This window comes from Salipaludibacillus sp. HK11 (assembly GCF_047795645.1).
Taxonomy (GTDB): domain Bacteria; phylum Bacillota; class Bacilli; order Bacillales; family Salisediminibacteriaceae; genus Salipaludibacillus.
Map to the genome: position 1 here is coordinate 1,183,741 of NZ_CP181045.1, position 21,776 is coordinate 1,205,516.

Genomic DNA, 21,776 nt, shown 5'->3' on the forward strand with positions numbered 1-21,776 from the left:
TTAGGAGGAATGCAAAATGGTTGTAAATGAAAAGAAACTTAACAAAGTTGACGAAACTGTCAAGGCAGTGAACGAATTGGTTCAGAAAGGAAAAAAAGCACACGAGGAATTTCTTTCTTACGATCAAGAGCAAATTGATCGTATTGTGCAGGAAATGGCACTAGCAGGATTGGATCAGCATATGCCGTTAGCTAAGATGGCTGTTGAGGAAACCAAACGAGGTGTTTATGAAGACAAAATCATCAAGAATATATTTGCAACAGAATATATTTATAATGCGATAAAAGCTAACAAAACAGTTGGAATCATTCATGAAAATGAGCACGAAGAGATGGTTGAAATTGCTGAACCAGTTGGTGTTGTTGCTGGTGTTACTCCTGTAACAAACCCAACATCAACAACAATGTTCAAAGCACTTATTTCGATTAAAACGAGAAACCCAATCATATTTGCTTTCCACCCATCAGCGCAAAAATGTAGCTCTACAGCAGCGGAAGTTTTATATAAAGCTGCTATAAAAGCTGGCGCACCAAAAGATTGCATTCAATGGATTGAAAAACCGTCACTTGAAGGAACGCAACAGTTAATGAATCACCCAGGAGTAGCAGTTGTCTTAGCTACTGGTGGCGCAGCAATGGTAAAGTCAGCTTATAGTACAGGTAAACCAGCACTCGGTGTAGGACCAGGTAACGTCCCTTGTTATATTGAGAAAAGTGCATTAATTAAACAAGCGGTTAATGACCTAATTTTATCTAAGACGTTTGATAACGGAATGATTTGTGCTTCAGAACAAGCAGTCATTATAGATAAAGATATTTATGAAGAAACGAAAAATGAATTGAAAGCAAACAACTGTCATTTTTTAACAGATGATGAGAGGAAAAAGGTAGAAAAACTAGTAATTAATGAAGAAACGTGCGCAGTTAACCCTAAGATTGTAGGGATGCCAGCAGCAGAAATTGCAAAAATGGCAGGAATTCAAGTGAACAATGAAACAAAAATTCTCATTGCTGAATTAAAAACAGTTGGTCCTGAATCTCCCTTATCAAGAGAGAAATTAAGCCCGGTTCTAGCTTGTTTCAAGGTGAAGAATCAGGAAGAAGGATTTAAAAAAGCAGATGAAATGCTTGAATTTGGAGGGCTTGGTCACTCTGCGGTTATCCATTCAACAAATGATGATGTCATCCGCCAATATGGGTTAAAAATGAGGGCAGGAAGAGTTATAGCAAACGCACCATCTTCACAAGGAGCAATTGGAGATATTTATAATGGCTATCTCCCTTCATTAACACTTGGTTGTGGTTCTTATGGACGTAACTCCGTTTCACAAAATGTCGGGACAGTGAATCTCGTAAATATCAAAAAAATAGGGATGAGAAAAAATAATATGCAATGGTTTAAAGTTCCACCAAAAGTATACTTTGAAAAGAATGCAACGCAATATTTAGAAAAAATGCCTAACATTTCTCGCGCAATGATTGTTACTGATGAAATGATGGTGAAAATGGGTTATGTCGATAAAGTACTTTACTATTTAAATAAACGAGAAGATAAAGTGCAATATGAAGTTTTTTCTGACGTCGAGCCTGATCCATCCATTGAAACGGTCATGGCAGGTGCTGAAGCGATGATGAAATTTGAACCTGATGTCATTATCACATTAGGTGGAGGATCTGCTATGGATGCTGCTAAAGGTATGTGGGTTTTCTATGAGCATCCTGAATTAGAATTCCATGGCCTTAAGCAAAAATTCTTGGATATTCGTAAAAGAGTATTTAAATATCCAAAACTAGGTAGAAAAACTCAATTTGTTGCAATCCCTACCACATCAGGAACAGGTTCAGAAGTAACGTCTTTCGCTGTAATTACTGATAAAAAAAATAATATAAAATATCCATTAGCTGATTATGAATTAACTCCAGATGTAGCAATTATTGACCCTGTCTATGTAAAATCTGTTCCACCATCCGTAACAGCAGACACTGGGATGGACGTCCTGACACATGCGATCGAATCTTACGTCTCCGTTATGGCAAATGATTATACGGATGGGTTAGCAATTAAAGCAATTCAGTTAGTATTTGAATACTTGCCGAAAGCTTATAAAAATGGAAACGATGAAGTAGCTCGTGAAAAAATGCATAACGCTTCAACCATTGCTGGTATGGCATTTGCGAATGCATTTCTAGGAATCAACCATAGTTTAGCCCATAAATTAGGACCAGAATTCCATATTGCACATGGTCGTGCTAATACAATCTTATTGCCTCATGTTATTCGTTATAATGCTACGAAACCAAGAAAATTCACAGCGTTCCCTAAGTATAAACATTTCGTAGCTGATGAGCGTTATGCAGAGATTGCAAAAGTACTAGGTCTACCAGCAAAAGATACACAAGAAGGAGTAGAAAGTCTTGCACAAGCAATCATCAAACTCGCAAAAGATATGAACATTCCGATGAGTATTGAAGCTTGTGGAGTAGATAAAAAAGATTTTGAAGGCAAAGTAGAATACCTTGCTGACCGTGCATTTGAAGACCAGTGTACAACAGCAAACCCTAAATTACCTCTTGTAACGGAACTCGTTGAAATTTATCGTTTGGCGTATAAGGGAGTATAATGATTACTGTTTAAACCAACATGTATAGGAGGGATCTCCCTTCTATACATATATTTCATTCCGTTTTCGCAAAAAAGAAGAGGAGCAAATCCAAAAGTAAGCTTGTCTATTCGAGCTTGCTTTTTTAATATAATAATTTTAATAAGTGTGAATTAACAGAATTTATAGAAATATATGAAATTTCAACAAAATGTAAATAATATGTATGATTATATGACAATATTTAAATAATTATTGTAATTATATATTTACTGAATTATAATTATTTTATTAATTATTTTTCGGAAAACGCAAAATAATTTATTTAAATTAGATATATTCGTAATTAATACGTAAATATTATTCGAAATGACAAAGTGATGTGATGATATGACAAAATTAGATGAAAAAGATTTATCAATACTAAGTTATTTACAGGAAAATGGTAAATATTCTTATACTGAAATTGCTAAATTGTTAAAAGTCAGTGAAGGAACTGTTCGTACTCGAATCAATCGAATGTTAAAAGAAAATGTTTTTGAGTTTGTCATTCATACGAATCCAAATAAAATTGGATTAGATGTGCAAGCTATTATTGGGATATCAACAAAATTAGGGAAGCATGAAGAAATTGCTTCTGAATTAAGAACTTACTCAGAAGTTCGATTTGTAGGGGCTTTCTCGGGTACACATGACATTATCATTCAAGCATATTTCAAAAATAATGAAGAATTAATGAATTTTGTTAATAGAAAGTTAGCGAATATTGATGGAATCGAAAGTGAGGAAGTTAATGTTGAACTCAAACAATATAAAGATTCTTTCTCATATGTTCCTTAATTAAAAATATTGTTGTTTTTTTTATCAGAATATTTGAATTATATTGAATGGCAAAAAATCTCTTGAAGTAATCATCCATCTTCTATTAAATTATCTTGATTTGAGGTGCACCAATGAAAAACGAAACAATTTTAGATGTGAAAGGATTAAAAACACAATTCCAAGTAGGTAAAAATAAAATTGCTAAAGCAGTTGACGGGATCGATTTTCACATCAATAAAGGTGAGACGGTCGCTATCGTTGGAGAGTCAGGAAGTGGGAAAAGTATTACAGCACTATCTATCATGCAACTGATTCCTAGTCCACCTGGAAAAATTGTAGAAGGATCCATCGAATTAGATGGGAAAGATTTACTGAAGTATACGGAGAAACAAATGGTCGCAACTCGTGGAAATGATGTTGCTATGATTTTTCAGGAGCCGATGACTTCATTAAATCCTGTATTTACAATAGGGACGCAAGTTTCTGAACCGTTAATAAAGCATAAGAAATTGGGGAAGGTAGAAGCCAAAAAGCAAACGATTGAAATGTTAAAACTCGTTGGCTTTCCTCGTGCAGAACAAATTTATCATGAGTACCCGCATCAACTTTCTGGTGGGATGCGACAACGAGCAATGATTGCGATGGCCTTAACTTGTGCGCCAAAGCTTATTATTGCGGATGAACCAACAACGGCACTTGACGTAACGATTCAAGCTCAAATTCTTGATCTTATGTTAGATATGAAGAAGAAGACAGGCTCATCCATCTTGATGATTACACATGATTTAGGCGTCGTAGCTGAAACGGCTGATCGAGTTGTTGTTATGTATGCTGGACAAGTTGTCGAAATGGCAAGTGTGAAAGAGTTATTTGTAAATCCAAAACACCCCTATACTGTGGGGCTTCTAAATAGTATGCCGAAAATCGAGGAAGACGTAGAGAGGTTAGAATCTATACCTGGAATGGTTCCACCAGCACATAGCTTTCCACAAGGATGCCGGTTTGCTCCAAGATGTAAACACGCAATGGATAAATGTACAGAAGCACTACCCGAATTAGTCGAGGATGGAAAAAACCACGAAGTTCGCTGCGTGTTATTCGATGGTAGTGGAAAAGGAGTTTCCCATGTCTAATAAACCTAATCAAAAAGAAAAACTATTTGAAATAAAAAATTTAAAAAAATACTTTCCTGTAAAGGGTGGCGTTCTACAACGAACGATTGGTCATGTCAAAGCAGTAGATGATATAAGCTTTGATATTTATAAAGGAGAAACGTTAGGAATTGTCGGGGAGTCTGGTTCAGGAAAGTCGACATTAGGCAGAACGATATTACGCCTCCTTGATCCAACCGATGGAGAAATTATTTATAATAATGACGATATTGCTAGTTTAAGACAAGGGAAATTACGCCCTTTAAGAAAAGACATGCAAATGGTTTTTCAAGACCCTTATGCCTCTTTAAACCCACGTATGAGTGTTGGGGAATTAATTGAAGAACCGATGATCGTTCAAAATACGCTATCAAAACTTGAACGTAAAAAAATGGTGCTTGATCTTCTTGATAAAGTAGGACTAGGACCTCAATCTTTGATGAAATATCCCCATGAATTTTCAGGTGGCCAACGTCAAAGAATTGGCATTGCCAGGTCATTGTCGACAAGACCAAAGTTCATTATAGGGGATGAGCCAGTCTCTGCTCTGGACGTGTCAGTACAGTCTCAAGTATTAAATTTGATGGAAGATTTACAAGCAGAATTTGACCTCACGTATTTGTTTATTGCACATGATTTGAGTGTGGTAAAACATATTAGCGATCGCGTTGGCGTGATGTATTTAGGAAGATTAGCTGAAATTGCACCAAAAACATCTTTATATGATAAGCCGCTACACCCTTATACGCAAGCGCTAATAGCCGCGGTACCTTCAACAGATGTTTTGAATGTACGAGAAAGAATACCTTTGAAAGGAGACTTACCTAGTCCGTCAAACCCACCCACTGGCTGTGCTTTCCATACACGATGTCCGAAAGTACACGATCGCTGTAAGATCGAACGTCCTGAGCTTGTTCATATGGGAGATGAGCATTACGTTGCGTGTCATCTCTATACAAATTCAGAGTCAGAATAACAACTAGAAACAATTTTTACCACTTTAAAAATATATTAATTTGAGGAGGTGGTACACTTCAGTCGATTAAATCTTGAAAAGTGATCAATAAACACTACAAATTGTTTATTGATGGTTATTAAATCAATTAAAAAATAGGGGGATTTTGCATTATGAAGAAAAGTTTATGGCTCATGATCGTTTTGCTGTTATCTTTTACTGTTGTGCTAGCAGCATGCGGTGGAAATAACAACGAAGAAGACACAAATGATAATAATAACAATGAAACAGAAGAGCAAGAAGGAAATAACAACGAAAATAATAATGATGATACAGAAGAAGAAGCCGGTGAACCTCAATCAGGTGGACAAATTACAGCTGGTATGTATTCTGCACCGGATCATATATTTAATCCATTGTTTTATGCCTCAGCCTATGATGCAAATATTTTGGATATGACGTTTGAGAGTCTTGTTATGCAAGATGAAAACTTAGAATTCATCCCAGGTCTAGCTCATGATTGGGAATTTAACGATGAAAACACTGAATTAACGTTTTACTTAAATGAAGGTGTTACGTGGCATGATGGCGAGCCGTTTACTGCCGATGATGTGGTATTCACTTACACAGCTATCGCAGATCCTGACTACGTATCTGCAGGTGGTGTTCGTACAAACTATGCTAGTACACTGCTAGGTTATGAAGATTATGTCGAAGGAAATGCAGACACATTAGAAGGTGTCGAAGCCATTGATGAGCACACAGTAAAGTTTACTTTTACTGAGCCGAATATCAAAGCTTTAGCTGATACTAGTTTCTTTATTGTAGCTGAACATATTTTAGGTGATATTCCAGTTAGCGAAATGCCAGAACATTCATCTACTTACAATGCAGAAGAAGTTATTGGAACAGGAGCGTTTAATCTAACAGATTATCAAGAAGGTGAACAATATATTCTTGAAAGCTATGAAGACTATTGGCAAGGTACGCCTTACTTAGATACTGTTGTTTGGCAAGTTGTTGATGAAGCAATTATGCCTGGTATGCTTCAAAACGAAGAATTACATTTACTAAACCGTCCAGGTGGCGTTCCTGCTGCTGATCGTGATGACGTTGAGGCAATGGAAAATGTTGAAATTTTAGAATTACAAGATTTAGGTTATCAGTATTTAGCTTTTAAACATCACCACGGACCTAATGACAGTCTCACAGATAAAGATACGTGGGAGCCAAACGAAAAAGTGCAAGATGTTGCCCTTCGTCAAGCGATTGCCCATGCGATTAACCGTCAAGGATTTGTCGATGGTTTAATGTATGGTGCTGGACAGGTGATGCATGCAACGTTCCCAGAAGCTTCTTGGGCTTATAACGATGATGCACCAGTTAAATATGACTACAGCGAAGAGAAAGCAAACGACATTTTGGACGAAGCTGGATATGAGTGGGATGGCGATTTCAGAACCAATCCAGATGGGGAAGAATTCACATTAAACTTAGACTATCCAACAGGTAACTCAATTCGTGAAAGTGCTGCTCCGATCATTCAAGAAAACTTAGAAGCCGTTGGTATACAAGTTAATTTGAATAGTCCTCGTGAAGCGAGTGCTCACTTTGACAGAGTCGAAGAAAACGATACTGACATGGATATGTTCTTGGCAGGGTGGAGTTTAGCATCGGGAGATCCAGATCCATCTGGTTACTTCTTGTCCTCACATGCTTATAACTATCCTCGTTATGACGATGAAACATTTGATGAGTTATTGCTAGAAGCAATTACAGCTCCGGATGCATTTGATCAAGAGTACAGAGAAGATAAGTATAACGAGTGGAGCGAATATTTCTCTCAAGAGCTTCCAATTCTTCCTTTATACTCACAGAATGTTATTTATGCACACAATGCAAATTTACATGGAATCACTTTTAAAACACACCAAATCCTAAATGACTCTCATTTATGGTGGTTAGAACAATAATACTATTTAACGATAATTGATATCTTGGGCGTATGGTCTAAACCAGCCATGCGCCCCTTTTATTGAGTAGGAGGAACCAGTATGTATAAATACATTACTAGAAGGGTTTTACAATTCATCCCAATGCTCTTCTTAGTCACAGTGGTCGTCTATGGATTAGCCCAAGCTGCACCTGGCGATCCGTTGAGTGGGGAGATTTTGGATCCTGATATTCCACCTGAAGTATTGGAAGAGCGAAGAGAAGCACTAGGTTTAAATGATCCGGTACCCGTTCAATATTGGAACTGGGTGAGTTCAGTAGCTGTCGGTGACTTCGGTCAATCGATGCATTACACTGGAAGATCGGTATCTGAGTTGGTCGCCTCACGAATAATGAATACCTTGTATTTATCTTTATTCGCATTAGCGATTACGATCATTGTCGCGATACCCATTGGTATTTACTCTTCTAAAAAACCGTATTCGTTGCTTGACTATGGTGCAACGACGTTTGCTTTTCTCGGTCTTGCAACACCAAACTTTTTCGCTGCTTTAATAGCGATTTATTTTTTCTCTTTTCAGTTGGGATGGTTTCCTTCACAGGGGACTGTTTCTTCCGTTGGCTTATCTGGATTTGAGTATTTTATTGATAAAATTCGCCATTTAGTGTTACCAGGCTTTACCCTTGGTTTAGCTAGTACTGCCATCTACATGCGCTATTTACGTACAGAGATGCTCGAAGTAATGGGGAGTGACTTTATTCGTACGGCAAGAGCAAAAGGCTTAGGTCCAGGCTCTGTCTTGTATAAACACACGCTGAGAAACGCCTTAATCCCCATCATTACGCTGCTTGGGTTTGAATTCGGAACATTACTAAGTGGCGCCGTTATTACCGAGGCTGTATTTAATTACCCTGGACTAGGAACGTTGTTCTTAAATTCAATTCAAAACCGTGACTATCCTGTCATCATGGCGATTAATTTGATATTAGCTGTTACTATTTTAATCGGGAATCTATTGGCAGATATCTTTTATGCAATAGTTGATCCGAGAATACGTTACGATTGAGGTGAACGCAATGGAAAATGAAAATAAATCAGTACAAGTAAAACCAGAAAAAAGTAAAAGTCCATTTCAGCTAGCCATGCGTCGCTTCCTTCGTAATAAGCTGGCAGTGGTAGGAATAGTCATAATTGTCTTGATGGTATGTGTGGCCGTATTCGCACCTTTTCTGACAGAACATGATCCAACAAGGTCGGATTTATTGAAAGTAATGAATAAGCCTAGTGGGGAACATTGGTTAGGGACTGACAGTTCAGGCAGAGATAATTTTGCCCGCCTTGTCTACGGTTCGCAAGTATCGTTGATGATTGGTTTCTTTGCGATGTTATTCACGTTAGCTATTGGTGTGGTTCTAGGATCAATTGCCGGATTTTACGGTGGAAAGACAGATAGTTTCATCATGAGAGCGGCAGATTTAATGTTAATTTTTCCTTTCTTGTTGTTAGTCTTAACAGTCATGGCGATTGCAGATCGTGTCACGATTGGTTTATTTATATCGATCATCGCTTTAACGACATGGCCAAATATTACGAGGATCTTAAGAGGAACCTTCTTATCCTTAAGAGAGAAAGAATACATTATCGGTGCACGTTCGATTGGATGTTCAGACTTTCGCATTATTACGAAGCATTTCTTGCCAAACGCCGTTGGTCCGATTATTGTCAATGCGACAGTCATGATGGCAACGTTAATTATTATTGAATCAGGGCTTAGTTTTATTGGATTTGGGATTCCTCAACCGACACCAACGTGGGGGAATATGGTGACGGAAGCGAGAAGTTTACGCGTGTTGACTCAACATCCAGAAGCATGGGTTCCCCCTGGTTTAGCTATTTTATTGACGGTGTTAGCGATTAACTTTATTGGTGATGGGCTTCGTGACGCATTTGATTCGAAAAGTAATATTTGATAAGTTATAAAATTACCAGAAAAAAGCTGTGGTATTAGTCATATTTTGACTAATGGACAGCTTTTTCTTTTTCGAGTAACAAGGCAGGTATTTAGAAGATTCTAGGTTATTACTTTACTCAGTTAAAATTTATTGCTAATAAATTAACATTTAAATCGAAGTGAAACGTAAATGAGTTGCAATCGTATTAGTTAAGAAGGAGTGATTAAATAATGAAGAGTCTAAATGAAGAAATTATGGAAGTGAAAGAAAAAACTCGAAAAAAATTAAAATGGCAAGAACATGTTTCAAGATTAAATAATCAAATGGAGGAAAAACAAACCCAAGTAAATGGCTTAAAAAGGAAACTTGAAGAAGAGAAAGAAGATGTAGAAAAGCTTCATAGTTTTTCCTTAGCTAATGTTTTTTCAACGATTGCGGGGAATAAACAAGAAAAACTTGATGAACGAAAAAAAGAAGTCGTGGAAGCAAAACTAAAATACCAAGAGGCTCATCAAGTATTGTTAGACTTGCATTCAGAGCGTAAAGATTATGAAGCAAACCTAATTAAAGTCAGAAATGTCGAAGAGGAACATCGTAATCTGTTGAAGCGAAAGGAGCAACTAATTCATGATCAAAACAGTTTATGGAGCCACGAGTTGTATGAAATCACGGAATTAGAAGCTGAATTAATGGGAGCTACAGAAGAGTTTCAAGAAGCAATTGAAGCTGGTTTAATTGCACAACAAGCTTTGAAGGAAGCAGCATCCTCTTTTGATAAAGCAAAAGGATGGTCCACTTTCGATATGTTTGGCGGTGGTATGATTACCACAGCTATTAAACACAGTCATCTTGACACGGCTAAAGATACTGTTCATATTGCAGAAAAAAACCTTCGCCAATTTCAAGATGAATTGTTAGATATTAAAAACCATCTTAAAGTTGATTTAGATATTAGTCAAATACTCACTTTTGCAGACTACTTTTTCGATGGGATTATTGTTGACTGGATGGTTCATGATAAAATTTCTAATGCAGCCAATCAAATCGCTGAAACTCAATTATTAGTAAGAAAAACATTAGATGAACTTCGCAATGAACAACAGGAACTAATATATAAATTGGAAAGTATTTCTGAAGATCGAATTAAGATAATTGAAAAAGCATAGATTGAATTAACTATAATAATATTATGTAAACTAGATTGTTAAGTACGAGGGTTTCACTAATGGGGATGTAACAGCTTTGAACATATAAGTTTTGTCGAAGAAGTAATTTCAAACGGGTAGTTACATCAACGCGAGTAGAAAAAAGATAAGGAGCGTCATTATGAGCAGCAGTTCGTCTTATGTTTTTGTCTATGGAACATTAAGAAATGGACAAATAAATCATCATTTTCTAAAGGATGCTAAGCTTATTACTAGGCAAGCAAGTTTAAAAGGAGAAATGTATAATACCGGGAAGGGTTATCCTGCTTTTTTACTTAATGGTCAATCACAGGTTTACGGAGAAATTTATCAAATTGACGAAAAAATATTGAGTCAGTTGGATATCCTTGAAGACTATTCAGAAGGATGCCATTCGAACCTATATTATCGCATTCGTGAAAATATCAAAACTGATACAAGTTTTTATAACTCATGGGTATATGTTTTAGACTCCTCTCAAGAAGCAAGCCTTAATGAGAAGATTCCTTTTCAAGATTGGAATGTATATCAATGGTATACATCATTCGAACACGTAAATTACTTTGCTTACGGGTCCTGTATGGATACTGAAAGGATAAAAAAAGCAGGAATGATGGATTACTTTTCAAATGAAGTTAAGGTAGGTAAGTTAGTTGGATATCGATTTGCCTATTCTTTTCCACGACCAGATGGAGCTAGAGCAGATATTATTGAATCTAATCAGGAGGAATATGTTGAAGGTATTGTTTATTCCCTCACAAAAAATGCGATTGACTATTTATTTGAAAGAGAGGGCGTTTATTTACAATATTATCGCCCTACCTTTGTCACTTTAGAAATAGATGGTGAGAAGCATGAAAATGTTTTAACTTTTACTGTAATAAATAAATACCCATGTTCCGCGCCTCCTAAACACTACGCAACAGAAATTTTAAGAGGAGCTAGAGGAAGACTCTCAGATGGTTACATTCAAAAGTTAAGGGATAAACTAGATGAAGTAAATTAGCGAATATAAAGTAAATAAGATATTTTAAGGCCAGGGTCTTCACCCTGGCCTTAAAAAGTTTATCTTCGCAAAATTATTGCAGAAATATGTTAAATTATAAAAAATGCGGAAGATTACTTGACAAATGACTTTTTTCTTATTGTAAATAAATAGTTACTGAATTATAATATTTTTATAAAAAATATTTCGGAAAAATCAGATATTTTATAATAAAGTGATAACATTCGTAATTTATGGTCTGATTTTATTCGAATTAACAAAGTGATGTGATGATATGGCTAAATTAGATAAGAAAGATTTAATAATTTTAAGTCACTTACAAAAAAACAGTAAAGTTTCTTATTCTGAAATTGCTAGACTCTTAAATGTTAGTGAAGGAACTGTTCGTACAAGAATTAATCGAATGTTAAAAGAAGGTGTTTTTGAGTTTGTCATTCACACGAATCCTAATAAAATTGGATTAGATGTGCAGGCGATTATTGGAATCTCGACAAAGTTGGGGAAGCATGAAGAAATTGCTACTGAATTAAAAACTTACTCAGAAGTTCGATTTGTAGGAGCATTCTCTGGCACTCATGACATTATTATTCAAGCATATTTCAAAAATAATGAAGAACTAATGAATTTTGTTAATAAAAAGTTAGCGAATATTGATGGGATCGAAAGTGAAGAAGTGAATGTTGAACTTAAACAATATAAAGATTCTTTTTCTTATGTTCCATGAAAATAGCGCGTTATTATATTTCTGAATTTTCAAATATTGAAGAAGCCGAATTTTATCGTAACTTTTATTTCATTACACATCAATTATTCAGATTTGAGGTGCTCCAATGAATGATGAAACAATTTTAGATGTGAAGGGATTAAAAACACAATTCCAAGTAGGTAAAAATAAAATTGCTAAAGCAGTTGACGGGATCGATTTTTATATCCAAAAAGGTGAGACGGTCGCTATCGTTGGAGAGTCAGGTAGTGGGAAGAGTATTACAGCACTATCTATCATGCAACTGATTCCTAGTCCACCTGGAAAAATTGTAGAAGGGTCCATCGAATTAGATGGGAAAGATTTACTGAAGTATACGGAGAAACAAATGGTCGCAACTCGTGGAAATGATGTTGCTATGATTTTTCAGGAGCCGATGACTTCATTAAATCCTGTATTTACAATAGGGACGCAAGTTTCTGAACCGTTAATAAAGCATAAGAAATTGGGGAAGGTAGAAGCCAAAAGGCAAACGATTGAAATGTTAAAACTCGTTGGCTTTCCTCGTGCAGAACAAATTTATCATGAGTACCCGCATCAACTTTCTGATGGGATGCGACAACGAGCAATGATTGCGATGGCCTTAACTTGTGCGCCAAAGCTTATTATTGCGGATGAACCAACAACGGCACTTGACGTAACGATTCAAGCTCAAATTCTTGATCTTATGTTAGATATGAAGAAGAAGACAGGCTCATCCATCTTGATGATTACACATGATTTAGGCGTCGTAGCTGAAACGGCTGATCGAGTTGTTGTTATGTATGCTGGACAAGTTGTCGAAATGGCAAGTGTGAAAGAGTTATTTGTTAATCCAAAACACCCCTATACTGTGGGGCTTCTAAATAGTATGCCGAAAATCGAGGAAGACGTAGAGAGGTTAGAATCTATACCTGGAATGGTTCCACCAGCACATAGCTTTCCACAAGGATGCCGGTTTGCTCCAAGATGTAAACACGCAATGGATAAATGTACAGAAGCACTACCCGAATTAGTCGAGGATGGAAAAAACCACGAAGTTCGCTGCGTGTTATTCAATGGTAGTGGAAAAGGAGTTTCCCATGTCTAATAAACCTAATCAAAAAGAAAAACTATTTGAAATAAAAAATTTAAAAAAATACTTTCCTGTAAAGGGTGGCGTTCTACAACGAACGATTGGTCATGTCAAAGCAGTAGATGATATAAGCTTTGATATTTATAAAGGAGAAACGTTAGGAATTGTCGGGGAGTCTGGTTCAGGAAAGTCGACATTAGGCAGAACGATATTACGCCTCCTTGATCCAACCGATGGAGAAATTATTTATAATAATGACGATATTGCTAGTTTAAGACAAGGGAAATTACGCCCTTTAAGAAAAGACATGCAAATGGTTTTTCAAGACCCTTATGCCTCTTTAAACCCACGTATGAGTGTTGGGGAATTAATTGAAGAACCGATGATTGTTCAAAATACGCTATCAAAACCTGAACGTAAAAAAATGGTGCTTGATCTTCTTGATAAAGTAGGACTAGGACCTCAATCTTTGATGAAATATCCCCATGAATTTTCAGGTGGCCAACGTCAAAGAATTGGCATTGCCAGGTCATTGTCGACAAGACCAAAGTTCATTATAGGGGATGAGCCAGTCTCTGCTCTGGACGTGTCAGTACAGTCTCAAGTATTAAATTTGATGGAAGATTTACAAGCAGAATTTGACCTCACGTATTTATTTATTGCACATGATTTGAGTGTGGTAAAACATATTAGCGATCGCGTTGGCGTGATGTATTTAGGAAGGTTAGCTGAAATTGCACCAAAAACATCTTTATATGATAAGCCGCTACACCCTTATACGCAAGCGCTAATAGCCGCGGTACCTTCAACAGATGTTTTGAATGTACGAGAAAGAATACCTTTGAAAGGAGACTTACCTAGTCCGTCAAACCCACCCACTGGCTGTGCTTTCCATACACGATGTCCGAAAGTACACGATCGCTGTAAGATCGAACGTCCTGAGCTTGTTCATATGGGACACGAGCATTATGTCGCTTGTCATTTATACTCAAGTTAGATCTTAATGATATAGCTATTAAATTAATTTAAGGGGGTTGATACAAATATTTGAAACATAAATTGAGGGAGTATTGATTTTTACAACACTTAAATAATAGGGGGATTTGTATTATGAAGAAAAGCATATTGTGTATGATAGCTATCCTTTTGACTTTCAGTATGGTCCTTGCAGCTTGTGGTGGTAACAATGAAGAAGTAACAAATGATAATGATGAAAATGGACAAGAAGCAAATGAAGAGCAAAACAACAACAATAATAACAATAATAATGAAGAAGAGGAAAATGAAGTTGCAGACGGTGAACCTCAATCTGGCGGAACAATTACTGCTGGAATGTATTCAGCACCTGATCATATGTTCAACCCACTCTTCTACGCGACCGCTTATGACGCAAACATTTTAGATCTTACTTTTGAAAGTTTAGTTAGTCAAGATGAAAACTTAGAATTTATTCCAAGTTTAGCTCATGACTGGGAGTTTAATGATGAGTTTACTGAATTAACGTTTTACTTAAATGAAGGTGTTACGTGGCATGATGGCGAGCCATTCACTGCCGATGATGTGGTGTTTACTTACACTTCTATCGCAGATCCTGACTACGTATCTGCAGGTGGTGTTCGTACAAACTATGCTAGTACACTGCTAGGTTATGAAGATTATGTCGAAGGAAATGCAGACACATTAGAAGGTGTCGAAGCCATTGATGAGCACACCGTAAAGTTTACTTTTGCTGAACCGAATATTAAAGCTTTAGCAGACACAAGTTTCTTTATTGTTGCAGAGCATGTTTTTGATGGAGTTTCAGTTGGAGAGATGCCTGAACATTCTACAGCAATTAACGCTGATGAAATCATTGGTACAGGTCCTTTCAATCTAACAGATTATCAAGAAGGCGAACAATATATTCTTAGTCGTTACGATGATTATTGGCAAGGAACGCCTTACTTAGATAGCGTTGTTTGGCAAGTAGTAGATGAAGCAATTATGACAGGTATGCTTCAAAACGAGGAGTTACATTTGTTAAATCGTCCAGGCGGCGTTCCTGCTGCTGATCGTGATGACGTTGAGGCAATGGAAAATGTTGAAGTCCTAGAATTACAAGATTTAGGTTATCAGTATTTGGCCTTTAAACATCACCACGGACCTAATGACAGTCTCACAGATAAAGATACGTGGGAGCCAAACGAAAAAGTGCAAGATGTAGCCCTTCGCCAAGCGATTGCCCATGCGATTAACCGTCAAGGATTTGTCGATGGATTAATGTATGGTGCTGGACAGGTGATGCATGCAACATTCCCAGAAGCTTCTTGGGCTTATAACGATGATGCACCAATTAAATATGACTACAGCGAAGAGAAAGCAAACGACATTTTGGACGAAGCTGGATATGAGTGGGATGGCGATTTCAGAACCAATCCGGATGGAGAAGAGTTTACATTGAATCTTGACTATCCAACAGGTAACTCGATTCGTGAAAGTACGGCTCCGATCATTCAAGAAAACCTTGAAGCCGTTGGAATTCAAGTTAATTTGAATAGTCCTCGTGAAGCAAGTGCTCACTTTGAAAGAGTCGAAGAAAACGATACTGACATGGATATGTTCTTGGCAGGTTGGAGTTTAGCATCGGGAGACCCAGATCCATCTGGCTACTTCTTGTCTACACATGCATACAATTATCCACGTTATGACGATGAAACATTTGATGGTTTATTGCTAGAAGCAATTACTGCTCCGGATGCTTTTGATCAAGAATTTAGAGAAGATAAGTATAACGAGTGGAGCGAGTATTTCTCACAAGAACTACCAATCCTTCCTTTATACTCACAGAATGTTATTTATGCACACAATGCAAATTTACATGGTATCACATTTAAAACACATCAGATTTTAAATGATTCTCATTTATGGTGGTTAGAACAATAATATAATTCTATTGTAGTGAGCGTGTGGTGTAAACCAGCCATGCGCTCCTTTTATTGAGTAGGAGGAACCGTCATGTATAAATACATTACTAGAAGAGTTTTACAATTTATCCCAATGCTCTTCTTAGTCACAGTGGTCGTCTATGGATTAGCCCAAGCTGCACCTGGCGATCCGTTGAGTGGGGAGATTTTGGATCCTGATATTCCACCTGAAGTATTGGAAGAGCGAAGAGAAGCACTAGGTTTAAATGATCCGGTACCCGTTCAATATTGGAACTGGGTGAGTTCAGTAGCTGTCGGTGACTTCGGTCAATCGATGCATTACACAGGTAGATCGGTATCTGAGTTGGTCGCCTCACGAATAATGAATACCTTGTATTTATCTTTATTCGCATTAGCGATTACGATCATTGTCGCGATACCCATTGGTATTTACTCTTCTAAAAAACCGTATTCGTTGCTTGACTATGGTGCAACGACGTTTGCTTTTCTCGGTCTTGCAACACCAAACTTTTTCGCTGCTTTAATAGCGATTTATTTCTTCTCTTTTCAGTTGGGATGGTTCCCTTCGCAGGGGACTGTTTCTTCCGTTGGCTTATCAGGATTTGAGTATTTTATTGATAAAATTCGCCATTTAGTTTTGCCAGGCTTTACCCTTGGTTTAGCTAGTACAGCCATATATATGCGCTATTTACGTACAGAGATGCTCGAAGTAATGGGGAGTGACTTTATTCGTACGGCAAGGGCAAAAGGATTAGGTCCAGGCTCTGTCTTGTATAAACATACGCTAAGAAACGCCCTCATACCAATCATTACGCTGCTTGGATTTGAATTCGGGACATTATTAAGTGGCGCCGTTATTACGGAAGCTGTATTTAATTACCCTGGACTAGGAACGTTGTTCTTAAATTCAATTCAAAACCGTGACTATCCTGTCATCATGGCGATTAATTTGATATTAGCTGTTACTATTTTAATCGGGAATCTATTGGCAGATATCTTTTATGCAATAGTTGATCCGAGAATACGTTACGATTGAGGTGAACGCAATGGGAAATGAAAATAAATCAGTACAAGTAAAACCAGAAAAAAGTAAAAGTCCGTTTCAGCTTGCCATGCGTCGCTTTCTTCGTAATAAGTTGGCAGTGGTAGGAATTGTAATTATTATCATGATTATTTCCGTGGCCGTGTTCGCTCCTTTTCTGACAGCACATGATCCAACAAAGTCGGATTTATTGAAAGTAATGAATAAGCCTAGTAGTGACCATTGGTTAGGGACTGACAGTTCAGGCAGAGATAATTTTGCCCGCCTTGTCTACGGTTCGCAAGTATCGTTGATGATTGGTTTCTTTGCGATGTTATTCACGTTAGCTATAGGTGTGGTACTTGGATCGATTGCCGGATTCTACGGTGGAAAGACAGATAGTTTCATCATGAGAGCGGCAGATTTAATGTTAATTTTTCCTTTCTTATTGTTAGTGTTAACAGTCATGGCGATTGCAGACCGTGTGACCATCGGATTATTTATTACGATCATCGCTTTAACGACTTGGCCAAATATCACAAGGATCTTAAGAGGTACCTTCTTATCCTTGAGAGAGAAAGAATACATTATTGGTGCGCGTTCGATTGGTTGTTCAGACTTCCGAGTTATTACGAAGCATTTCTTGCCAAACGCCGTTGGTCCAATTATTGTCAATGCGACGGTCATGATGGCAACGTTAATTATTATTGAATCAGGACTTAGTTTTATTGGATTTGGGATTCCTCAACCGACACCAACGTGGGGGAATATGGTGACGGAAGCAAGAAATTTACGCGTGTTGACTCAACATTCAGAAGCATGGGTTCCTCCTGGTTTAGCTATTTTATTGACGGTGTTAGCGATTAACTTTATCGGTGATGGCCTTCGTGATGCATTTGATTCGAAAAGTAATTTTTAAAACGTTCTTAGTATTTATTAAGAACGTTTTTTCTGTAATGTTTTAGATTATTAACTAAATCCTAGAAAGAATAGTATTTTCATGGGTGCCAAAAAATCTCGCCCTTCTTTTCAGATTCAACAATATCAACAGTAAATTCATGTTTTTTATAAAAGTGGAGAAGGCGATCAATATGGTCCCAATCTCTATGTGAAAGGTTTCCTGATATTGTATGAACATTTAGGTCTTTTGTATATTCTTTCAAAAATTTCATGCAAACTGAACCAAAACCACGGTTGGATTCTCCACGAATATCATCGATGTGAATTCGATGGTCCTCCTTATATTGAGTATGAATGGAAAAAGCCCATTTTCCACGGAAAGGTTCTTCACAATCATGGGCCATTATTTTGCATATATCTCCGTTATCGGATGAGTAGATGATTACCCACTTTTCTTCTTTCGTTTGATCTATACCTAGAACTGTCCATTTCTTTGCAATTTGTTTGATGTTTTCACTCATACGAAACATTTGAAACTCTAAATTTTCATATTCTTGTATCAGTGATTGTTTATTTTTATCCTGCTTATAATCATAAGTGGCAGGGGGTAACATGATGAAAACTCCTTTCGATATAGGATCTGAGATAATGCTCACAAGTTTGAAATTTTACTAGACTAGTTCAAAAATTTCAAGGTATTTACTAAATTTCTTTTAAAGAAGTAATCATTGCATTTATTAGAAAACTACGGTATTCTATATCTAGTTCATATATTGATATTGTATAACTTAGTCATCAATATATAGTATGTCAACTGAATATAAGAAGAGAAACAGGTGCCTTAGTATGAGGCTTAATAGGGAATCCGGTGGAAAACCGGAACTGTCCCCGCAACTGTAAATGTGGACGAAATGAAGCGACCACTGTATGAGAATGTCATGAATTGTCATGGTGCTTATATGGGAAGGCTCAAAGTAGGTTGAAGCATAAGTCAGGAGACCTGCCAGTTTTTCTTTTGTTTCTGATCTTCGGGGGTTGAGAATGAGAAACGGTAGCAGAATCGCTCATCAGTGTATGTGCAGATTTATGACCAGTATCTATCAACCTACCGTTTTTTAGCCTTCCCTTGATTAAGGGAAGGCTATTTTTGTACTTTAAGAATTTTTAACTTAGCTAAAGGATTAAAGTAAGATAAACGAAGGCTTTCGCCATGAAGGACTTGGCGACAAGCCAAGTTTTTCTAATGTAACGAATTTGAGAAAGGAAGGATACTATGAGCAAGAGTACATTAACGAAAAGCAAATTTGAAGTTACGATTGATGAATTAAAACGTCGTTTCCCTCAATTATCGTGGGATCCATTTTCCGAAAGAATCAGTGCTATGAATAATCAACACCAACAAACCGCGGTTTCATTACCTGTAATGACAGCTCTAGACCAGTTATCTGCGCAGGAATCAGATTGGACATATGTTGCAGCAACGCTTTATTCATTAAATCTAAGTGAGGAAGTTAATGTAAATAGACAAATTCCAGCTTATAAGCAATTTGATGATCTTGTTACAATTCTAGTGAAACAAGGCTTCTACAAAAAAGAATTACTTGAAAAATACTCGACAAATGATTTAAACAAAATTGAGAAATGGTTGGACAAGTCTAAAGATAAATCATTTACATACATCGGATTAAAAACATTAGCCGATCGATACTTAGCGAGGACACACAATGGCAAATTAATTGAGTTGCCCCAAGAACGGTTTATGATTATCGCGATGAGTTTAATGTTAGATGAACCAAAAGAACAACGTTTAACACTCGTGAAAGAATCCTATTGGGCCCTTTCTAATCTTTATATGACCGTAGCAACACCTACATTAGCAAATGCAGGAAAAACACATGGTCAATTATCAAGTTGTTTTATAGACACGGTGGATGATAGTTTGCAAGGGATTTTTGACAGCAATACGGATGCTGCTACCGTTAGTAAAAATGGTGGGGGACTTGGTATTTATTTAGGGAAAATTCGTGCAAAAGGTTCTTCGATTAAAGGGTTTAAAGGTACATCTTCAGGAGTTATACCTTGGATGAAACAATTAAATAACACTGCAGTAAGTGTTGATCAATTGGGGCAAAGACAAGGAGCCATTGCAGTTTATTTAGATGTGTGGCATAAAGATATCTTCTCCTTTTTAGATGCGAAGCTAAATAATGGTGATGAACGACAACGTACGCATGATTTGTTCACTGGTGTTTGTATTCCTGATTTATTTATGGAAAAAGTTGAAGCTAGAGAGGATTGGCACTTGTTTGATCCACATGAAGTCCGTCAAGTCATGGGCGTTTCCTTAGAGGATGTATATGATGAGAAAGAAGGACAAGGCACTTTCCGAGAACTGTACAAAGCGTGTATAGAGAATGATGAGATAACTTCAGTAAAAGTTCCTGCCATAGACATTATGAAACGGGTGATGGTCTCTCAATTGGAAACGGGTACGCCATATATGTTTTATCGTGACACTGTAAATAGGATGAATCCTAATCGACATGAAGGGATGATCTATTCATCGAATTTATGTACGGAAATTATGCAAAATATGAGTGCGACGATCGTAGAAGAACAAACGACAAGTGATGGTGAAATCATTACAAAGAAAAAAGCAGGGGATTATGTCGTTTGTAACTTGAGTTCGATTTCATTAGCAACAGCTGTTAAAGATGATGTTCTAGAGCGTTTGATCACAATTCAAGTTCGTATGTTAGATAACGTGATTGATATGAATACGATTGACGTTCCACAAGCGCAAATAACCAACCAAAAGTACCGTGCAATAGGACTTGGAACGTTTGGATGGCATCACTTACTAGCTGAAAAGAAAATTTCTTGGGAATCTGACAGAGCAGTTCAATACGCTGACGAACTTTATGAAACCATTCATTATTACACTGTAAAAGCAAGTATGGAGTTATCAAAAGAAAAAGGAGCTTATCCAGTTTTTGAGACTTCTACGTATTCTACCGGAGAATACTTTGAAGACAGACATTATCAGAACTCAGAGTGGAAGCAATTACAAGCAGATGTTCAAACTTATGGGTTAAGAAATGGCTATTTAATGGCTGTTGCACCAAATTCTAGTACATCTCTTATCGCAGGATCATCCGCATCGATTGATCCAATCTTCAAAAAAGAATATGCCGAGGAAAAGAAAAACTTTAAAATACCAGTCACTGCTCCAAACTTGAATCAGGAGACAACGTGGTATTACAAACCTGCTCATACGATCGATCAGCATTGGAGTATAAAACAAAACGGTGCAAGACAAAAACATATTGATCAATCTGTCTCGTTTAATTTATATGTTAAAAATACAATCAAAGCAAAAGAGCTTTTAAGCCTTCATATGGATGCTTGGAAACATGGGTTGAAAACTACCTATTATGTACGTTCAACATCTAGTGAGTTAGAAGATTGCGAGAGTTGCTCAAGTTAATCAG

Annotated in this window: 17 protein-coding genes and 1 riboswitch; of the genes, 16 read left to right on the top strand and 1 reads right to left on the bottom strand. The window is 37.0% G+C overall.

The features are described from left to right. The first annotated feature begins 16 nt into the window (after positions 1 to 16). The 15 genes from adhE (at position 17) to opp4C (ACM26V_RS06005) (ending at position 18,304) form a co-directional block, all read left to right on the top strand. On the top strand, positions 17 to 2,620 hold the full coding sequence (adhE, locus tag ACM26V_RS05935) for a bifunctional acetaldehyde-CoA/alcohol dehydrogenase (RefSeq protein ID WP_416150511.1): 2,604 nt from the start codon (positions 17 to 19) through the stop codon (positions 2,618 to 2,620). 369 nt (positions 2,621 to 2,989) lie between these two features. Next, the gene (locus tag ACM26V_RS05940) at positions 2,990 to 3,439 is read left to right on the top strand and encodes an Lrp/AsnC family transcriptional regulator (protein ID WP_416150512.1); all 450 of its coding nucleotides are present in this window, start codon (positions 2,990 to 2,992) and stop codon (positions 3,437 to 3,439) included. 113 nt (positions 3,440 to 3,552) lie between these two features. Beyond that, the gene (locus ACM26V_RS05945) at positions 3,553 to 4,554 is read left to right on the top strand and encodes an ABC transporter ATP-binding protein (protein ID WP_416150513.1); all 1,002 of its coding nucleotides are present in this window, start codon (positions 3,553 to 3,555) and stop codon (positions 4,552 to 4,554) included. After that, positions 4,547 to 5,548 (top strand): ABC transporter ATP-binding protein, encoded by a 1,002-nt coding sequence (locus ACM26V_RS05950; RefSeq protein WP_416150514.1) that lies wholly within the window; start codon positions 4,547 to 4,549, stop codon positions 5,546 to 5,548. The genes ACM26V_RS05945 and ACM26V_RS05950 overlap by 8 nt, the downstream gene beginning before the upstream one ends. Before the next feature lie 152 nt (positions 5,549 to 5,700). Further along, on the top strand, positions 5,701 to 7,500 hold the full coding sequence (locus ACM26V_RS05955; RefSeq protein ID WP_416150515.1) for an ABC transporter substrate-binding protein: 1,800 nt from the start codon (positions 5,701 to 5,703) through the stop codon (positions 7,498 to 7,500). Positions 7,501 to 7,581: 81 nt separating this feature from the next. Beyond that, positions 7,582 to 8,547 (top strand): ABC transporter permease, encoded by a 966-nt coding sequence (locus ACM26V_RS05960; RefSeq protein ID WP_416150516.1) that lies wholly within the window; start codon positions 7,582 to 7,584, stop codon positions 8,545 to 8,547. A 10-nt stretch (positions 8,548 to 8,557) separates the two neighbouring features. Next, positions 8,558 to 9,451, top strand: a complete 894-nt coding sequence (gene opp4C / locus ACM26V_RS05965; protein ID WP_416151800.1) for an oligopeptide ABC transporter permease — start codon at positions 8,558 to 8,560, stop codon at positions 9,449 to 9,451. A gap of 212 nt (positions 9,452 to 9,663) precedes the next feature. Further along, the gene (locus tag ACM26V_RS05970) at positions 9,664 to 10,599 is read left to right on the top strand and encodes a hypothetical protein (RefSeq protein ID WP_416150517.1); all 936 of its coding nucleotides are present in this window, start codon (positions 9,664 to 9,666) and stop codon (positions 10,597 to 10,599) included. Between the two features lie 160 nt (positions 10,600 to 10,759). Continuing rightward, on the top strand, positions 10,760 to 11,623 hold the full coding sequence (locus ACM26V_RS05975; protein WP_416150518.1) for a gamma-glutamylcyclotransferase: 864 nt from the start codon (positions 10,760 to 10,762) through the stop codon (positions 11,621 to 11,623). A 274-nt stretch (positions 11,624 to 11,897) separates the two neighbouring features. Continuing rightward, on the top strand, positions 11,898 to 12,347 hold the full coding sequence (locus tag ACM26V_RS05980; protein ID WP_416150519.1) for an Lrp/AsnC family transcriptional regulator: 450 nt from the start codon (positions 11,898 to 11,900) through the stop codon (positions 12,345 to 12,347). Positions 12,348 to 12,453: 106 nt separating this feature from the next. Continuing rightward, a complete protein-coding gene (locus ACM26V_RS05985; RefSeq protein WP_416150520.1) occupies positions 12,454 to 13,455 on the top strand; it encodes an ABC transporter ATP-binding protein in 1,002 nt (333 codons plus the stop codon). Continuing rightward, positions 13,448 to 14,437, top strand: coding sequence for an ABC transporter ATP-binding protein (locus ACM26V_RS05990; RefSeq protein WP_416150521.1), 990 nt, complete (start codon positions 13,448 to 13,450; stop codon positions 14,435 to 14,437). Before ACM26V_RS05985 ends, ACM26V_RS05990 begins: the two co-directional genes overlap by 8 nt. A gap of 113 nt (positions 14,438 to 14,550) precedes the next feature. Further along, positions 14,551 to 16,362 carry an ABC transporter substrate-binding protein gene (locus ACM26V_RS05995; protein ID WP_416150522.1) on the top strand — a complete coding sequence of 604 codons (1,812 nt, stop codon included), beginning with the start codon at positions 14,551 to 14,553 and terminating at the stop codon, positions 16,360 to 16,362. Positions 16,363 to 16,434: 72 nt separating this feature from the next. Continuing rightward, the gene (locus ACM26V_RS06000; protein WP_416150516.1) at positions 16,435 to 17,400 is read left to right on the top strand and encodes an ABC transporter permease; all 966 of its coding nucleotides are present in this window, start codon (positions 16,435 to 16,437) and stop codon (positions 17,398 to 17,400) included. Positions 17,401 to 17,410: 10 nt separating this feature from the next. After that, positions 17,411 to 18,304: an oligopeptide ABC transporter permease gene (gene opp4C, locus ACM26V_RS06005; RefSeq protein WP_416151801.1), complete on the top strand. Its 894-nt coding sequence runs from the start codon at positions 17,411 to 17,413 to the stop codon at positions 18,302 to 18,304. A gap of 79 nt (positions 18,305 to 18,383) precedes the next feature. Here the strand turns inward: opp4C (ACM26V_RS06005) and ACM26V_RS06010 are convergent, their stop codons facing one another. After that, on the bottom strand, positions 18,384 to 18,899 hold the full coding sequence (locus tag ACM26V_RS06010) for a hypothetical protein (RefSeq protein ID WP_416150523.1): 516 nt from the start codon (positions 18,897 to 18,899) through the stop codon (positions 18,384 to 18,386). Positions 18,900 to 19,102: 203 nt separating this feature from the next. Continuing rightward, positions 19,103 to 19,308, top strand: a riboswitch (cobalamin riboswitch). Between the two features lie 250 nt (positions 19,309 to 19,558). Here ACM26V_RS06010 and ACM26V_RS06015 point away from each other — a divergent pair. Further along, complete coding sequence (locus ACM26V_RS06015; RefSeq protein WP_416150524.1) at positions 19,559 to 21,772, top strand: ribonucleoside-diphosphate reductase subunit alpha; 2,214 nt, start codon at positions 19,559 to 19,561, stop codon at positions 21,770 to 21,772. Positions 21,773 to 21,776: the final 4 nt, after the last annotated feature.

Bases quoted from the DNA above. Each gene is read 5' to 3' on its own strand.
- adhE (WP_416150511.1), top strand. From the start codon at position 17: ATGGTTGTAAATGAAAAGAAACTTAACAAAGTTGACGAAACTGTCAAG.
- ACM26V_RS05940 (WP_416150512.1), top strand. From the start codon at position 2,990: ATGACAAAATTAGATGAAAAAGATTTATCAATACTAAGTTATTTACAG.
- ACM26V_RS05945 (WP_416150513.1), top strand. From the start codon at position 3,553: ATGAAAAACGAAACAATTTTAGATGTGAAAGGATTAAAAACACAATTC.
- ACM26V_RS05950 (WP_416150514.1), top strand. From the start codon at position 4,547: ATGTCTAATAAACCTAATCAAAAAGAAAAACTATTTGAAATAAAAAAT.
- ACM26V_RS05955 (WP_416150515.1), top strand. From the start codon at position 5,701: ATGAAGAAAAGTTTATGGCTCATGATCGTTTTGCTGTTATCTTTTACT.
- ACM26V_RS05960 (WP_416150516.1), top strand. From the start codon at position 7,582: ATGTATAAATACATTACTAGAAGGGTTTTACAATTCATCCCAATGCTC.
- opp4C (WP_416151800.1), top strand. From the start codon at position 8,558: ATGGAAAATGAAAATAAATCAGTACAAGTAAAACCAGAAAAAAGTAAA.
- ACM26V_RS05970 (WP_416150517.1), top strand. From the start codon at position 9,664: ATGAAGAGTCTAAATGAAGAAATTATGGAAGTGAAAGAAAAAACTCGA.
- ACM26V_RS05975 (WP_416150518.1), top strand. From the start codon at position 10,760: ATGAGCAGCAGTTCGTCTTATGTTTTTGTCTATGGAACATTAAGAAAT.
- ACM26V_RS05980 (WP_416150519.1), top strand. From the start codon at position 11,898: ATGGCTAAATTAGATAAGAAAGATTTAATAATTTTAAGTCACTTACAA.
- ACM26V_RS05985 (WP_416150520.1), top strand. From the start codon at position 12,454: ATGAATGATGAAACAATTTTAGATGTGAAGGGATTAAAAACACAATTC.
- ACM26V_RS05990 (WP_416150521.1), top strand. From the start codon at position 13,448: ATGTCTAATAAACCTAATCAAAAAGAAAAACTATTTGAAATAAAAAAT.
- ACM26V_RS05995 (WP_416150522.1), top strand. From the start codon at position 14,551: ATGAAGAAAAGCATATTGTGTATGATAGCTATCCTTTTGACTTTCAGT.
- ACM26V_RS06000 (WP_416150516.1), top strand. From the start codon at position 16,435: ATGTATAAATACATTACTAGAAGAGTTTTACAATTTATCCCAATGCTC.
- opp4C (WP_416151801.1), top strand. From the start codon at position 17,411: ATGGGAAATGAAAATAAATCAGTACAAGTAAAACCAGAAAAAAGTAAA.
- ACM26V_RS06010 (WP_416150523.1), bottom strand. From the start codon at position 18,899: ATGTTACCCCCTGCCACTTATGATTATAAGCAGGATAAAAATAAACAA.
- ACM26V_RS06015 (WP_416150524.1), top strand. From the start codon at position 19,559: ATGAGCAAGAGTACATTAACGAAAAGCAAATTTGAAGTTACGATTGAT.